Annotated in this window: 16 protein-coding genes; 1 reads left to right on the top strand and 15 read right to left on the bottom strand. The window is 34.8% G+C overall.

Annotated features, from left to right (window positions below; genetic code table 11):
- Nucleotides 1-29: 29 nt before the first annotated feature.
- From J7574_RS15800 to J7574_RS15730, 15 genes are all read right to left on the bottom strand, one after another.
- On the bottom strand, nucleotides 30-1,886 hold the full coding sequence (locus tag J7574_RS15800) for a peptidase M61 (protein ID WP_290970494.1): 1,857 nt from the start codon (nucleotides 1,884-1,886) through the stop codon (nucleotides 30-32).
- Nucleotides 1,887-1,995: 109 nt separating this feature from the next.
- Nucleotides 1,996-2,274, bottom strand: a complete 279-nt coding sequence (locus J7574_RS15795) for a DUF2805 domain-containing protein (RefSeq protein WP_160782332.1) — start codon at nucleotides 2,272-2,274, stop codon at nucleotides 1,996-1,998.
- Between the two features lie 112 nt (nucleotides 2,275-2,386).
- A complete protein-coding gene (locus J7574_RS15790; protein WP_290970487.1) occupies nucleotides 2,387-3,223 on the bottom strand; it encodes a sterol desaturase family protein in 837 nt (278 codons plus the stop codon).
- Nucleotides 3,224-3,337: 114 nt separating this feature from the next.
- Nucleotides 3,338-3,577 (bottom strand): GlsB/YeaQ/YmgE family stress response membrane protein, encoded by a 240-nt coding sequence (locus J7574_RS15785; RefSeq protein WP_290970485.1) that lies wholly within the window; start codon nucleotides 3,575-3,577, stop codon nucleotides 3,338-3,340.
- A 41-nt stretch (nucleotides 3,578-3,618) separates the two neighbouring features.
- Nucleotides 3,619-4,326: an aquaporin Z gene (gene aqpZ / locus J7574_RS15780; RefSeq protein ID WP_290970483.1), complete on the bottom strand. Its 708-nt coding sequence runs from the start codon at nucleotides 4,324-4,326 to the stop codon at nucleotides 3,619-3,621.
- Nucleotides 4,327-4,352: 26 nt separating this feature from the next.
- Complete coding sequence (locus tag J7574_RS15775) at nucleotides 4,353-4,709, bottom strand: DoxX family membrane protein (RefSeq protein WP_290970482.1); 357 nt, start codon at nucleotides 4,707-4,709, stop codon at nucleotides 4,353-4,355.
- An 87-nt stretch (nucleotides 4,710-4,796) separates the two neighbouring features.
- Nucleotides 4,797-5,696 (bottom strand): DMT family transporter, encoded by a 900-nt coding sequence (locus J7574_RS15770; RefSeq protein ID WP_290970480.1) that lies wholly within the window; start codon nucleotides 5,694-5,696, stop codon nucleotides 4,797-4,799.
- A 219-nt stretch (nucleotides 5,697-5,915) separates the two neighbouring features.
- A complete protein-coding gene (locus tag J7574_RS15765; protein ID WP_290970477.1) occupies nucleotides 5,916-7,040 on the bottom strand; it encodes a peptidylprolyl isomerase in 1,125 nt (374 codons plus the stop codon).
- Nucleotides 7,041-7,070: 30 nt separating this feature from the next.
- Nucleotides 7,071-8,147 carry a peptidylprolyl isomerase gene (locus J7574_RS15760; protein ID WP_290970474.1) on the bottom strand — a complete coding sequence of 359 codons (1,077 nt, stop codon included), beginning with the start codon at nucleotides 8,145-8,147 and terminating at the stop codon, nucleotides 7,071-7,073.
- Between the two features lie 15 nt (nucleotides 8,148-8,162).
- Nucleotides 8,163-8,819 (bottom strand): gliding motility-associated peptidyl-prolyl isomerase GldI, encoded by a 657-nt coding sequence (gene gldI, locus J7574_RS15755; protein ID WP_290970471.1) that lies wholly within the window; start codon nucleotides 8,817-8,819, stop codon nucleotides 8,163-8,165.
- Nucleotides 8,820-8,827: 8 nt separating this feature from the next.
- A complete protein-coding gene (locus J7574_RS15750; RefSeq protein ID WP_290970468.1) occupies nucleotides 8,828-9,835 on the bottom strand; it encodes a bifunctional oligoribonuclease/PAP phosphatase NrnA in 1,008 nt (335 codons plus the stop codon).
- A gap of 476 nt (nucleotides 9,836-10,311) precedes the next feature.
- Nucleotides 10,312-11,568, bottom strand: coding sequence for a voltage-gated chloride channel family protein (locus J7574_RS15745; RefSeq protein WP_290970465.1), 1,257 nt, complete (start codon nucleotides 11,566-11,568; stop codon nucleotides 10,312-10,314).
- 96 nt (nucleotides 11,569-11,664) lie between these two features.
- Entirely contained in the window at nucleotides 11,665-12,048 is a 384-nt protein-coding gene (locus J7574_RS15740; protein WP_290970462.1) for a RidA family protein, read from the bottom strand.
- A gap of 150 nt (nucleotides 12,049-12,198) precedes the next feature.
- The gene (locus J7574_RS15735) at nucleotides 12,199-12,504 is read right to left on the bottom strand and encodes a chaperone modulator CbpM (protein WP_290970459.1); all 306 of its coding nucleotides are present in this window, start codon (nucleotides 12,502-12,504) and stop codon (nucleotides 12,199-12,201) included.
- Nucleotides 12,501-13,418, bottom strand: a complete 918-nt coding sequence (locus J7574_RS15730; RefSeq protein WP_290970456.1) for a J domain-containing protein — start codon at nucleotides 13,416-13,418, stop codon at nucleotides 12,501-12,503. The genes J7574_RS15735 and J7574_RS15730 overlap by 4 nt, the downstream gene beginning before the upstream one ends.
- 319 nt (nucleotides 13,419-13,737) lie before the next feature.
- Here J7574_RS15730 and J7574_RS15725 point away from each other — a divergent pair, with 319 nt between their 5' ends.
- Nucleotides 13,738-14,451 (top strand): hypothetical protein, encoded by a 714-nt coding sequence (locus J7574_RS15725; RefSeq protein ID WP_290970453.1) that lies wholly within the window; start codon nucleotides 13,738-13,740, stop codon nucleotides 14,449-14,451.
- Nucleotides 14,452-14,455: the final 4 nt, after the last annotated feature.

Genomic DNA, 14,455 nt, shown 5'->3' with positions numbered 1-14,455 from the left:
GACGGTTTTTTTTATGTCGTAAAAAGAAATTATCCTTTTAACCATGCATTTTTAAGTTTCTCTTTTGAAGCGTCTGTTGCTTTAAAAGTTTCTGATTCTTCAAAAGGCAATTTTACAGTTCCTTTTATAGTTTCTTCTTTTGTGCCACGTTTGATTTTAAGCGTGATAGGATCGTTTTCTTTCCAGTTTTCACTTTCTGTAATCAAATCGTAAATGTTATCCAGACTGTATGATTTATTATTTACAGCAAGAATTTTATCGCCACCTTTTAAGTTCAGATTTTTAAAGAACGCTATTGATTCAGAGTCAGGACGAACCATGATTTCTTTTGTTTGCTTATCAACTGTAATGTAAGGAGTTTGTCCTTTTATAAACGGATTTCCAGCTTTTTTCTCGCTTGCTTTTGTAACACCAACTTTAGCTAAATAAAAATCGTAAGGAATTGGAGTAGTTCCTGCAACATACTTGTTTAAGAATTCGCCCACTTCAGGATACGTCAAGGAAGTGATTTTAGCAAATAATTCGTCATCGTTGAAAGGTTTTTCAATACCATATTCATCAGATAATTTGTGCATTAAGTCTAGAATTCCTCTTTCTCCATTGCTTTTTTCTCTAATGATAATATCGATGCACATACCAATTAAAGCACCTTTTTGGTATACATTTAAGTATTGGTCTTTGTAAGGCTGTTCTAAAACATTTTTACTCATTAGAGTAAATGACATTGTATCATTTAAACCTTTAGCTTGTTCAATTTTATCAGCAATACGAGTATAGAATTCTGCTTCGGTAATTAAACCTTGATTGATTTGGAAAAGATTAGCAAAATACTCAGTAACACCTTCATACATCCATAAATGCTCAGACATTTTTGGTGCATTGTAATCAAAATATTGGATTTCTTTTGAGTGAATAGTTAACGGAGTAACGATGTGGAAGAATTCGTGAGAAACGACATCTTTCATAGATTCTACCAATTTTTCTTTTGGCATAGACTCTGGTAAAACCACAGTTGTTGCAGTTGGATGCTCTAAAGCACCAAAACCGTGAGCATCATCTTTTGCCATGCTTGACAAATACAATAAAACAGTGTATTTTTTAGTCGAGTTTACTTTTCCTAAAAAGTTTTTCTGCGCTGTCATCATTGTTTTCATCTCTGGAGTAATGCTCTCCGCAGTATATTTTCCAGTAGGCGAGTACACCGCGATTAAGATATCCATTCCGTTTACATTAAAAGTAGTGTAATCAGGTTTAGAATACATAATTGGATTTTCTACCAAAATAGCATAACGAGAAGTTGTAAATACATCAGACGTATTGCTTGCATCTTGATCTGTCATGGAAGTTGCTCCCCAAAGCGTTTCAGGATGCGTAATCGTAACTTTGTACGGAACATCTAGTTTATCTTGAAAATACCCTACAAAACCATGTGTATTAACCATGAAATTTTTTCCTGCATCGATATTTGTTCCTGCTGGAGAAAAAACGTCATCATTTCCAAATCCAGTTCCTTTTTCAGTATCGAAAGTATCGTTTACCAGATAAGTGATTCTTTTTAATGTTTTTGCGTTTGAGATAGACCAAGAATTATCGTCTAATCTTTTTACCGTAAGCGGATTTCCTTTGGCATCAAATGCTCTAAAATCTTCAGAATATTTTCCGTAATTATCTGTAGAATAAGTACCCGGAACGGTTTTTGGAATGCTATAAACAATTTCGTCTGTTTTTATAGCTGGTGGAGTAACAGTTACTAAAACTTTATCGTCTTTAACATCGGTAAGATTGATATTAACTTCAACTATATTGCTTTTTGCGGCTCCAGTGCTCCCTGTTTTACAGCTCCAAAAAGTTACCGCTAGAGCTAAGGTGTAAAGTATTTTTTTCATTTGTATATGTTTAGTTAATTATATTTGACACAAAAAGTGACGAAAAGTTACTGAAAAATAACATTATTTTTAAAATAAAAAAAACTCCTGCAAAAACAGGAGCTTTATGTTAGTCTAATTTATTCTTGATATAATATTTTCCGTCCAAATCTTCATCAAAATCATCTATTTTTACTGGTTTTGGTTTCGGTTTATTTGCAATTGCCTTCTTTTTCCACATTTCAAATTTTTCAAGAGGCATTTTCTTTTTCATGAGGTCTAGGACTTCTTTCTCTGCCAATCCAAATTCTTTTTTAATAATTTCAAATGGATTTCTTTCTTCTAAAGCTAACGAAACAAGTCTTTCGGTTTGTTCCGGAGTTAATTCTTTGCGGCTACTCTTTTTCATCTCGTGAAAATTAATTCAAAATAGGGTGTTAATTATTAATAGATTGATTTTCAATTCTTGTATCAATATTATAAAAAAAAATAATAAGTTGTTTCAGTAAAGTATACTTTTTTTAATGATTTTGGCTGTTTTTGAAGGATCTTGATTTTTGAAATGGAATTTTTAGCAGATTCGCCAATTGATTATTTTCTTCGGCTGTCATATGAGTATCTACACCGTATACGAGCTGATCTTTTGGCAGATAAGTAAAGGTTCCAAAAAGCCTGTCCCATACAGAAAATATATTTCCGTAATTACTATCTGTGTAAGGCAGAACATAATGGTGGTGTACTTTGTGCATATTGGGAGAGACAATAAAATAACTTAAGAATACATCCAACTTTTCTGGAAGCGAAATGTTGGCGTGATTAAATTGTGAAGCAATAACAGATAATGACTGATAAAGAAAGACCATCCACATTGGAGTTCCCACAATTAAAACGCCTAAAGTGGTAAAGACAAAACGTACGACACTTTCTCCTGGATGATGCCTGTTTGCTGTTGTTGTATCGATCCAAGTATCGGTATGGTGCACTAAATGGAATTGCCAAAGAATTTTTACTTTATGTTCTACAAAATGCGCTAAATAAGCCCCAATTAAATCCAAGAGCAATAAACCAATTAAGGTATAAAGCCACATTGGCATTTGTGGTAGCCATTGCAGAATTCCAAAATTATGATCTACAGTCCAAGCTGCAGTTTTTATTAAAATAAAGGCCAAGATAAAATTGACAACAATAGTAGTAAAGGTAAAAAACAAATTTATTCCGGCATGAGGCCACTTTTTGTACTGCATTTTAAACAAAGGGAAACTGTTTTCAATGAGCCAGAAAATAGTAATGCCGCCCACTAAAATCAAACTTCTATGCGAAGAAGGAATCGTAGAAAAATAATTAATAATGTCATTCATGATCCATAAATATTTGAATTAATTAAAGCTTTCTTTCGGTTTTCCTCAAAGAAAAAAGAGAAAACCAAATATAAATATATCTGATTTTCTCTTTCAAAATTATTATTTAAGGCATTATTTTTTGATAAGGCTTATTATAAACAATAAAACCCAAGCGCCTCCAACAGCAATTATAATCTGCCAGAGAAGTCCGCCACCGCCAATACCAAGTTTGCCGGCAATCCATCCGCCTATAAATCCGCCAATAATTCCAACTACAATATTACCAATTAGCCCAAAGCCGCCGCCTTTCCAAATTTGGCCAGCTAGCCATCCAGAAATAGCGCCAATGAGCAAGAAATATAAAAATCCCATGATTCTGTTTAGTTTATTTGTTAGTGATTTCTAAAGATACATTATGCTTCTGCATGATTTTGCAAGAGCGTTTTATAAAGGAAACCTCCAGCTAATGCACCAAGAATAGGGGCAACCCAAAACAGCCAAACTTGAGACAATGGCTCTCCACCCACAAAAATAGCTTGAGATAAAGATCTCGCTGGGTTTACAGAAGTGTTGGTAATTGGAATACTGATTAAGTGAATTAAAGTTAAAGCCAAACCAATTGCAATTCCTGCAAATCTGCCGTTTGCAAATTTATCTGTTGCTCCTAAAATCACTAATAAAAAGAATAAAGTAAGAACAAATTCAGCGATGAAACAAGCTTGAAGCGAATAACCATCAGGAGAAAAAGCTCCAAAACCATTAGATGCAAAGGCTCCCGCTTTTGTACTATCAATTGCAAAACCCGCTTTTCCAGACGCTATTGTGTATAAAGTTCCCGCAGCAGCAGCAGCTCCTACGCATTGTGCAATGATATAAGGAATAAGATCTTTGGCAGAAAATCTTCCGCCAGCCCATAAGCCAAAAGAAACAGCTGGATTAAAATGACCGCCAGAAATATGGCCAACAGCGTACGCCATTGTAAGTACCGTTAAACCAAAAGCTAGTGCAACACCTGCAAATCCAATTCCTAAATCTGGAATTCCTGCTGCAAATAGTGCGCTTCCGCATCCTCCAAAAACAAGCCAATAAGTTCCAAAAAACTCTGCAAATAATTTTTTCATAATAAAATAATTTTAATGGTTAATGTTTAGACTGTATATTGGTAAGCCCAATAAATTAAAACAATTTGTAAGGGCAAACGTACAAATAAAATCCATGATGGTAAACCAAAACCTGCTTTTTTATTTTGATACATGTACAAATTGGCAGGGAAAACAGCAATTAATAGCATTATAATTCCCCAGGCGGCAATATGTGTTGAAAAAGGCAGAATTAGAAAGATGCCCAGAATAATTTCAGAAGCACCACTTAAAATATTTATTAATTTGGGGTTTTTAAATGCGGGCGGAATGATTTTGATATACATTCCAGGTTTTCTAAAATGATTTATCCCAGCAAGAATATATAAAGAAGCCATTAAATATAAATGCCAAGGTAAAATCATGATATTTAGTTGTTTATCACTAAATTATAAAAAAATTAACAATTATTGCATTACAGATGTGATTTTTTTAATAATGTGTATTTGGCGTTATTTTTTGGACTTGAAATTTACATTCATAATAATTATGGCAAGTATAATCAAAACAATACCAACCCATTGAGAAAAGATTACTTTTTCGTTTAATAATACAAAGGCCATCATTACCGAAACCGGAAGTTCAAGAGCAGAAACAATGCTCCCCAATCCGATTCCTGTTAAAGGAAAACCTGCTGTCATTAAAAGTGGCGGAATAATAGTTCCAAACAAAGACAATACAATTCCCCATTTTAAGAAAATGTCTAGGTTAAAAGCAGTTACTTGTGTAGCAAATGCAAACGAAAAAACAATAATAGCACCACCCAAAAGCATATAAAGGCTTCTTTGTGCTGATGAAATTTCAGTTGCAACACGATTGGCAGTAAACATTGTTGTAGTAAAAGAAGCTGCAGCCAGCATTCCCCAAACCAAACCTCTCCAGTCTAATTCGATATCATTATTAATGATGTTGGTGGCTAAAACAGTCCCAAAAAGTACTATAAAAACCGCAATGACTTTTTGTTTTGAAGGCAGTTTTTTTTCTAAAAACATTTCGAGTAAAACTCCCATCCAAACCGTTTGCATCAATAAAACGATTCCGATAGAAACTGGAATGTATTTTACAGCCAAGTAATAGAATAAACTTGTCATTCCTAACGAAGTTCCTGCAAGCATTAAACTGAAAATGTTTTTTGAAGAAGCTTTTACAGCTGTATTTTTGTTTTTAACGCGCTGAAAAAGATTGATGATAAGAATACCTAGAATTCCGTATATGAACTGTGATGTCGTTACCTCTGCAGTTGTGTATCCTTCGGAATAGGCCATTTTTACAAAAGTAGCTAGCATTCCGTAAGTAGTGGCTCCTAAAGCAACCAAAAAAACACCCTTTAATACATTGTTTTGCGACGTCATAAATTATCTGTTTTAAAAAAATTAGCCGGCAAAGGTAAGCTATTTTGTTTAGGATTTTATCGTACTATGTTGAAAATAGTAATTTAATGGCAATAAAATTGATTTTTAAACTCTTGAAATAAGAATTCTTTAAAAAGTGAAAATATAGAAAAAGAGAAAGCCATCAAAAATATTTCTGATGGCTTTTTATCTGTAAAGAAGAAATGTTCTCTGTATTAATTATTTAGGCTGATTTTGATATGTTTCGATCTCGAAAATCAAAGTAGCATTTGGTGGAATCACACCTCCAGCACCTTTTTCGCCATAAGCTAAATTTGAAGGTAAGAAGAAAATTGCTTTTTCTCCGTCAGTCATCATATCCAAAGCTTCAAGAAACCCTGGAATCATTCCGTCTTTTTTACCTACTGTAAAAGGAAAAGCTTTATAACCGCCTTGAGCATCTCTACTAGCATCATATTTTCCGTAAGCTTTTGCTACTGGAGCCATGCTGCTGTCGAATAAGTTGCCATCTTCAAAATATCCAGCGTAGTGAAAGTAGATTGAAGAGCCTTCTGCACCTTTAACACCAGTGCCTTTTTGAGTAATTACGTATTTTAAACCAGAAGCTGTTGTAGTTGCTTTTGCTTTTGCATCTTTAAAATAGGCCGCTTTAGCACTTATAACTTTTTTTGCCTCTTCTTTTTTAGCAGCTTCTTTTTTGACATCATCGCTTAAAACTTTTAAAGCATCAAATTTCTTTGCTGCTGCACCTTTGCGTGTAATAACAATTTTTGTCATTACATCATCCTGAACAATTTTATTTACGACATCCATTCCAGAAACTACATGGCCGAAGATAGTATGTTTTCCATTTAACCAAGGCGTATCTTTATGCGTAATGAAAAATTGGCTTCCGTTTGTTGCTGGACCAGAATTTGCCATTGCAAGCACACCGCCTTTTTCAAATTTTAATTCGTCTACAAATTCATCTTTAAACGAATATCCAGGACCGCCAGAACCATTTCCGTCAGGATCTCCACCCTGAATCATGAAATCATTAATAACTCTGTGAAATTTTAATCCGTTGTAAAATGGTTTTCCTTTAAGTGACGCTTTAACGTTAGGATTTGTACCTTCTGCCAAAGTAATAAAATTTGCCACTGTAACCGGAGCTTTTACATATTCTAAAGAAAGAACGATATCTCCTTTTGTAGTAGAGATAGTAGCAAAAATTCCGTCATCAGGATTTGATGCTGCAACTGCTTTAGTAGTAGGTTTTGCTGCTGGCTTGGCAACAGGCTTTTTAGTTTGAGCCTGAATATTTACTATGGCTAAGCAGAATAAAAATAGAAATTTAAATTTCATTGCTTTTTAAATTTTAAGTCTATAATTCAATTATGGTTTGTCTGAAATCTGGATCTCGAAAATAATATTTGCATTTGGCGGAATCACTCCTCCAGCACCAGTTGCTCCATAAGCTAAATGCGATGGAATGAAAAGAACAGCTTTGTCTCCATAAGACAATTGCTCAACTCCTTCGATAAACCCAGGAATTAGACCGTCTTTTTTACCCGCTTGAAATTGAATTGGCTGATATCCATGCTGTGCTGCTCTTGCTGGGTCAAGTTTTCCAAATTGTTTTGCCACTTCTTCAATGCTAGTGTCAAATAAAGTTCCGTTTTCTAAGAAACCAGCGTAGTGAATGTAGATTTGACTTCCTGCAGCAGGTTTTTTACCGCTTCCTTTTTCTGTAATTACATATTCTAAACCGCTTGTTGTTTTAGTAGCTTTTGCTTTTAAAGCAGCGTAAGAATCTACTTTTTCTTTTTGAACTCCAGCATATTTTTGCTGTTCTTTTGCGATGTCAGCAAAATAATCGTGGAATACTTTTACAGCGTCAAATTTTTTCGCTGCTTCACCATTTCTGATAATAGTTACAGAAACGATATTATCACCCTGAACTACTTTGTTTACCACTTCCTGATCTTTTGCACTTACAACATGACCAAAAATAGTATGCAGGTTATCTAACCAAGGAGTTTCAACGTGAGTGATAAAAAATTGACTGCTGTTTGTTCCAGGACCATTGTTTGCCATTGCTAAAACTCCAGCTTTGTCAAACTTTAAATCTGAGAATTCGTCTTTAAATTTGTATCCAGTATCTCCAGAACCAGTTCCTAAAGGATCACCACTCTGAATCATGAAATTTTCAATAACTCTGTGAAATTTTAAGCCATCAAAAAAAGGTTTATTTTTTAATTGTTCGTGCGTTACAAACTCATTTTTACCTTCAGCTAAAGTCACAAAATTAGCTACTGTTATAGGTGCTTTTTTGTAATCAAGTTCTACAATGATGTGGCCTTTGTTTGTCTCGATATCGGCGTATAAACCATCTGGCAGATTGCCGTGATCGTCTTTACAAGAATAAAATGAGCTTACTGCTAATAGTAATAATAAAATACTCTTTTTCATTTTAAGATGTTGTTTTTATGGAGTTAATGTGTCTTTTTTAGCTGGAACAGCGGGTTTTGCCACTGCTGGCTTTGGTGTTGCGGTTTGTGCTGGCTGTGCAGCAGGCTTTACTGTTTGTGCCGCAGGATCTGGAACAAAATTTCTAAGTGTTACCGTAACCATTAAAGATTCGTTCGGCCCAATTTTTTTGTTGTCACCATGGTAGCCGTAAGCCATGTGCGATGGAAATAAAAACGTAACGGTTTCGTTTTTATGCATTCTTTTAATTCCGTCACGAAGCCCCATCATGATGTCTTGCTTGTCAACATAATACGTTTGTGGGCCAAGATCTGAGTCTGAATAAATGGTAGCGCCTTTTATGTCTTTTATTTCCATGTTAAAGTAAGCAATATCGCCTTTTCTTGGAGCTGCCGTTTCATTCACGTTTTTTTCGTCGTAACAAAACCAATAGCCTTTTGGCGTAGCGTAATACTTTACTTTCGGATTGCTTTTTATTATTTTTTTAATGACATCTTCTTCATTGGCCACTAATTTTTTATTGCGATCAGCCGATTTTTTCATGAATGTTCCCGAAGCTCTAGAAATGGGTCTTCTGGCTTCTTCATGATGTTTACAGCTGCTTAATAAAACGGTAAAAAGCAAAGTGTAAATGCTAAGTTTTAGGTAATTCATGATTTGGACTATAATTTTAGTTTTTTTACTAAATCTTCAAATTTATTAACTGTTTCTTCCATTGAAGCCTCAGATCTTCCGCCAGCAGCATTACTGTGTCCGCCGCCGTTGAAATGATCTCGTGCAAACTGATTTACATCAAAACCTCCTTGCGAACGGAATGAAATCTTGATAATGCCTTCTTCTTTATTTTCGATAAAAATAGCAGTAAAAACAATACCTTTTATGCTTAAACCATAATTAACAATTCCTTCGGTATCACCTTTAACATAATTAAAAGAATCTAGTTCTTCTTGTGTTAACGTAGTATAGGAAGTTTTATGATCTTCAAATATTTTCATGTTTTGCAAAGCGCGACCTAATAGCTGCAATCTGCTGAAAGAACTATTGTCGAAAAGCAATACGGGAATCTGAGTATTTTCAACTCCTAAATCAATTAATTCGGCTATGATTCTATGCGTGTTTCCTGTGGTTCCCGGAAAACGGAACGAGCCTGAATCGGTTAGAATTCCTGTATATATGCAAGTTGCAATGGTTTTGTCAATATCTTCTTTTTTGTTTAAAAAAGTGATAAAGTTATAGACCATTTCGCAAGTAGATCCGTATGAAGTGTCTGAGTAGGTGTATGTAGCGTAATCATCAGGTTTTTGATGATGATCGATCATAATAAAAGTGGCCTTCAATTTTTGTAAAACTTGCTCCATCATTTCGCCTGTACGGTGAAAAGCATTAAAATCAAGCGTAAAAATAATTTCGGCTTCTTCTAAAATCTGCGTGCAGATTTCGGTTTCTTTTTCGAATATTTTTACCGTTTCAGATCCTGGAAGCCAAGCTAAAAAATTAGGAAAATCATTCGGAGCAATTACTGTTGCCTGATGATTGTTTTTTATTAAAAAATGGTATAAACCCAACGTAGAACCCATTGCATCGCCATCTGGTCCTCGGTGCGGAATGATGACAATTTTCTTTGGGGTGGCGAGTAATAATTGAATCGCTTGAATATCTTGTATTTTCATAGTGTGCGAATTTACATTTTTTTAGTGTAATGCTGAAAATAATTTTAGTACTCAGCGATAGTGGTCAGTGTTCCGTTTTTTTGTGTTCTGTCTTATTAAATGTTTTTTTAAATTTTTAGATGCTTAGTTTTTGAACGCTGATTTAACGGATTCGCTATTGCGAAGGCGCTGATTTAAACCGATTTTATTTCTAATTGGGAACGCTTTGTTTTTTGGCAACTTGAAATTTGAACGCTGATGAAACAGATTCGCTATCGCGAAGACGCTGATTTACACGGATTTTTATTTATGTAGTTTATAAGTTCCGTAGGAAGACTCTATTTTGTAGCAACTCCCGATAGCTATCGGGATTAATCCGTTGAGAATTATAAACGCACCAGTGCAAAAGTTCCGGAGGAACGAAACATATAAATTGAAGGAATTTGGAATTTTAATTTTAGATTTTGGGATTTGGATTTTAAAAAATTGGAATTTAACTAAAGATTCTGTAGTTCTTCTTTACGAAACTTTTGATACAATTTGTATTTCGCGCCTTTCACGATTTGCGATTTGTAAATTCCCACAGAACCAGAAGAGAAATACGCAATTGTACAGGCAATGGCAATGAAGATTCCAGGAGCGATTCCGAATAATTCCATTCCCATAATGGTGCAGGCAATAGGAGTGTGGGTTGCGCCAGAGAAAACAGCAACAAATCCGATTCCTGCTAAAAGAGCGATTGGCATCGGAATTACAGTTGATAAAGCACTTCCTAAAGTAGCGCCAACAAAGAATAATGGCGTTACCTCACCACCTTTAAAACCTGCTCCTAAAGTAAATCCAGTAAACAAGATTTTCAGCAGAAAATCGTACCACTGATTCGGATTTGAAAATGAATCGACAATTACGGGAACTCCTAATCCAGAGAATTTGGTATAACCTAAACCGGCAATTGCAATAGCCAAAACAACGCCGCCAATTACGGGACGAAGTGGCGGATATTTGATGTTTTTTGAAAAAAGCGAACCCCAAAAGTGAGTACTTCTTGAAAATAACAAAGCGGCAAAACCAGATAAAACACCAACAATAATGGTATAGAAAACATTGCTTAAACTAAGTGCTGGAATTGTTGGAATATTGTAATGCGTATGTTTTATTTCCCAAAATTCGACGGTGAAATAGGCCGCATAAGCAACTAAAAAAGAAAGTACAACGCTTTTGAAATTGATTTTACTAAAATATAAAACCTCCAAAGCGAAAATGGCACCAGCTAATGGAGTTCCAAATACCGAAGCGAAACCCGCACTAATTCCGAGAATGATTAAAATTCTGCGTTCTGAATTATCAAGTTTAAAAAGTTTTGTAAACTGATCGGCAATTGCTCCTCCCATTTGCACTGCAGTCCCCTCACGTCCTGCAGATCCTCCAAATAAATGAGTAAGCAAGGTTCCTAAAAGTACTAAAGGCGCCATTTTAAACGGAATCACTTTTTTAGGATTTTCGTATTCTTCGAGTAAAAGATTATTTCCTTTTGAAACAGATTCTCCCCAATAATAATAGCTCAATCCAACCAGGAATCCGCCGAAAGGCAAAAGCCAAATAATCCAATCGTGCTGAATTCTAAACTGCCTAACCCATTCTAAAGAAACTAAAAAAAATGCTGAAGCCGATCCTGACAGAATGCCAATTAAAGCACAAATGAGAATCCATTTCGGAATATCAAGCAGTAATTGTTTTGGATTTAGGGAATTCATTAAAAGGTAAAATGTTTTAGCCACGAATTTCGCTAATTTTCACGAATTAAAAGAAATAATTAGTGCAAATTAGCGAAATTCGTGGCTATAAAATAATTACTGAACCACGGCAGTAAATTCTATTTCAACCAAATATTCTGGAGCAACCAGTTTGCTGATTTCATAAAATCCTGTGGTTGGTTTTATATCTTTAAAGAAAGCAGAGTGCGCTCTTGCTACTTCTTCGAAAGTAGTAACATCGGTTGTGAAAATTCTCGTTCTAATAACATCTTTCATGCCTACATTTAAATCTTCTAAAACTTTCTCAACTCGCTCTAAAATATTATAGGTTTGAGCATAAGCGTCATCAGCTTTTACTTTTTCGCCGTCAACAATGGCTACAGTTCCAGAAACTTCAACGATGTTGCCAATTCTTACCGCTCGGCAATATCCCATTTTGTCTTCCCACGGAGATCCAGTTAAGATGTTTTCTCTTTTCATTTTTTGTAATTTTTGCGAATTTGATTGTCTGATTTTAAAAGCAAATTCAAGTTAGTTAAAGATGCTGCAATTTAAGGATTATGGTTGTCGTAGCCATTAAAAAAAGCTTGAAATCAATCGAGAAATCAAGCTTTTTTGTGATATTAATTGTTATTCGGTTTGCTTTTCTTCGTAAAGGCGAAGCTTGTTTTGAACTGTATTTAAATTTTGCTGTAGTGCCTCAATTTTATTTAGAAGATTGGCAATGGCATCAATTCCTTCGAGATTAATTTTGAGATCATAATGCATACGTATCATTTTTTCTATCGTAGGAAGCTGTTCAGTCTCTAGATATTCGTCATTTTCTTCGGTAATAATATGAATGAGTCCGTAATTATGAAGTTCGGTTATAAAAGTATTTTCAATTTCGTGATAGATACAAAACTGTTTGATCTGGATTAAGTTTTTATTTTTCATGACTTTCTTAGTTTTGCTAATTCTTCAAATAACTCTTTTTCTTTGTCCGACAGTTTTGTTGGAATTTTTATAGTGTACGTGATGTACAAATCACCAAACTGATTTTCTTTTTTGTAAACAGGAAAACCTTTTCCTTTCAGCTTTACCTTAGTTCCAGGTTGTGTTTCTGGTGGGACTTTAATTTTTACTTTCCCATCAAAAGTATTAATGTGCGTTTCTCCGCCTAAAACAGCTGTGTACAAATCAATCGGCGCTTTGGCATATAAATTGTTGCCTTCACGTTTAAAATCTGAATTATTAGAAATTATAAAAGTAATGTACAAATCGCCGTTTGGACCGCCATTTACACCAGGCCCACCATGATTTGGAATTTTAATTACCTGTCCGTTTTCTACTCCTGCAGGAATGGTGATTCGGATATTTTTGCCGTTTACAGTTAGATTTTGTTTGTGTGTGGTATAAGCAGATTTAAGATCCAGTTCCAATTCCGCATTAAAATCCTGACCTCTATATTTAGATTGCGATCTGCTGCTTCTCCCGCTGCCATACATCGAATTGAAGAAATCAGAGAAATCGCTTCCAGAAAAGTCTCCGCCAAAACCAGAAAAATCACCTCCTGAATATTGAGAACTGCTTTGTCTGCTTTGCTGCTGATTTGGGTCGTAGCCTGCTTTTTCAAATTCGTCAGCATGTTGCCAGTCTTTTCCGTACTTGTCGTATTTTTTTCGGTTTTCGGGATTGCTTAAAACTTCGTTGGCTTCATTGATTTCTTTGAACTTTTTTTCGGCTTCCTTATCATTCGGATTCAAATCAGGATGGTATTTCCTCGCCAGTTTTCTATATGCTTTTTTGATGTCTGCCTCAGTAGCAGATTTGGTAACATCCAATACTTTGTAGTAATCTATATAATCCATTTTAGTATGATTTTATAAATGGTAAATAAAGACTTCAAGGTAAGAATAAGTTGCTAATTATCAAAATACTGCTTTAAGTTTTGAAGTAAAAATAACATTCGTTGGGATAGTTCTTGGAATTTGGATTTTTAAAAAGTTGGAATTTATTTTTCGTGAAGCGAAAAATCAGTTTGGCAGGTTTTTTGATTCCAAAAATTAGCTTAATTATATGTTATAAAACTCCTAAAGTTGTAGCAACTAACGAAATTATACTATTTTTGTGATGCTAGACTTTTGGTTTATATTAATTATAAAAGCCGATTCGATAATACTTTTTTCAATGAAGCACATTTTATTTTTCATATTATTTTTTACTGCACTGTCTGTATCAGCCCAAATTGAGTCTAGTACTAAATTCAAAACTATTCCGGGTGGTAAATTTACCGCAAAGCCTAAAAAGACTCCAATTCCTGACGTAAAAGATCCGCAGGCAAATACTTTGGATGTTCCGAGTATCAAAACACCAAATGTTTTTGAAAACACAACTATAACTCCAAAATCAAAATTTCAGATTGGAGAAGAAAAAAGCAAATTTACCATGTCTACAGAAACCGATTTTGCCAATCCTGGCGATCGTTACGTAGCAAAAATGGAAAAAGATTTGGATAAGGCTCTCAAAGATGCTGGTTTGCGAGAAGGACGAGGCGTACTGGTAAAGAAAAATATTTCGTTGGGTGATTTTAAAACCAAATCGGAATATTTTATCGTAAAGTTCCGAGACTTCGGGGCAATTGATGGCGATTTAGTAAGAGTGTCTTGTAATGAAACAGTAATCAGAGAACGCATTTTATTGGATTCCAACTTTCAGCAAGTTAGAATCAATCTCGGCCAAGGATTTAATAAATTAGATTTCGAAGCCTTAAACATTGGTTCGCTAGGAGGAAACACAGCAGAAATACAAGTCTACGACGATAAAGGAAATCTAGTAACAAATGATTATTGGGATAACCTTGCAGCAGGATTTAAAGCGTCGATAGTGGTGACGAAAGAATAGCGCG

The sequence above is a fragment of the Flavobacterium sp. genome, assembly GCF_017744675.1.
Taxonomy (GTDB): Bacteria; Bacteroidota; Bacteroidia; order Flavobacteriales; family Flavobacteriaceae; genus Flavobacterium.
The sequence above is the reverse complement of the archived record's forward strand: the minus strand, read 5'-3'. Positions and strand labels throughout refer to the sequence as shown.

Excerpts from the sequence above, each read along its gene's own strand:
- J7574_RS15790 (WP_290970487.1), bottom strand. The coding sequence starts at position 3,223 with ATGAATGACATTATTAATTATTTTTCTACGATTCCTTCTTCGCATAGA.
- J7574_RS15745 (WP_290970465.1), bottom strand. The coding sequence starts at position 11,568 with ATGAATTCCCTAAATCCAAAACAATTACTGCTTGATATTCCGAAATGG.
- J7574_RS15740 (WP_290970462.1), bottom strand. The coding sequence starts at position 12,048 with ATGAAAAGAGAAAACATCTTAACTGGATCTCCGTGGGAAGACAAAATG.
- J7574_RS15770 (WP_290970480.1), bottom strand. The coding sequence starts at position 5,696 with ATGACGTCGCAAAACAATGTATTAAAGGGTGTTTTTTTGGTTGCTTTA.
- J7574_RS15750 (WP_290970468.1), bottom strand. The coding sequence starts at position 9,835 with ATGAAAATACAAGATATTCAAGCGATTCAATTATTACTCGCCACCCCA.
- gldI (WP_290970471.1), bottom strand. The coding sequence starts at position 8,819 with ATGAATTACCTAAAACTTAGCATTTACACTTTGCTTTTTACCGTTTTA.
- J7574_RS15765 (WP_290970477.1), bottom strand. The coding sequence starts at position 7,040 with ATGAAATTTAAATTTCTATTTTTATTCTGCTTAGCCATAGTAAATATT.
- J7574_RS15735 (WP_290970459.1), bottom strand. The coding sequence starts at position 12,504 with ATGAAAAATAAAAACTTAATCCAGATCAAACAGTTTTGTATCTATCAC.
- J7574_RS15775 (WP_290970482.1), bottom strand. The coding sequence starts at position 4,709 with ATGATTTTACCTTGGCATTTATATTTAATGGCTTCTTTATATATTCTT.
- J7574_RS15730 (WP_290970456.1), bottom strand. The coding sequence starts at position 13,418 with ATGGATTATATAGATTACTACAAAGTATTGGATGTTACCAAATCTGCT.
- J7574_RS15785 (WP_290970485.1), bottom strand. The coding sequence starts at position 3,577 with ATGGGATTTTTATATTTCTTGCTCATTGGCGCTATTTCTGGATGGCTA.
- J7574_RS15725 (WP_290970453.1), top strand. The coding sequence starts at position 13,738 with ATGAAGCACATTTTATTTTTCATATTATTTTTTACTGCACTGTCTGTA.
- J7574_RS15795 (WP_160782332.1), bottom strand. The coding sequence starts at position 2,274 with ATGAAAAAGAGTAGCCGCAAAGAATTAACTCCGGAACAAACCGAAAGA.
- J7574_RS15760 (WP_290970474.1), bottom strand. The coding sequence starts at position 8,147 with ATGAAAAAGAGTATTTTATTATTACTATTAGCAGTAAGCTCATTTTAT.
- J7574_RS15800 (WP_290970494.1), bottom strand. The coding sequence starts at position 1,886 with ATGAAAAAAATACTTTACACCTTAGCTCTAGCGGTAACTTTTTGGAGC.
- aqpZ (WP_290970483.1), bottom strand. The coding sequence starts at position 4,326 with ATGAAAAAATTATTTGCAGAGTTTTTTGGAACTTATTGGCTTGTTTTT.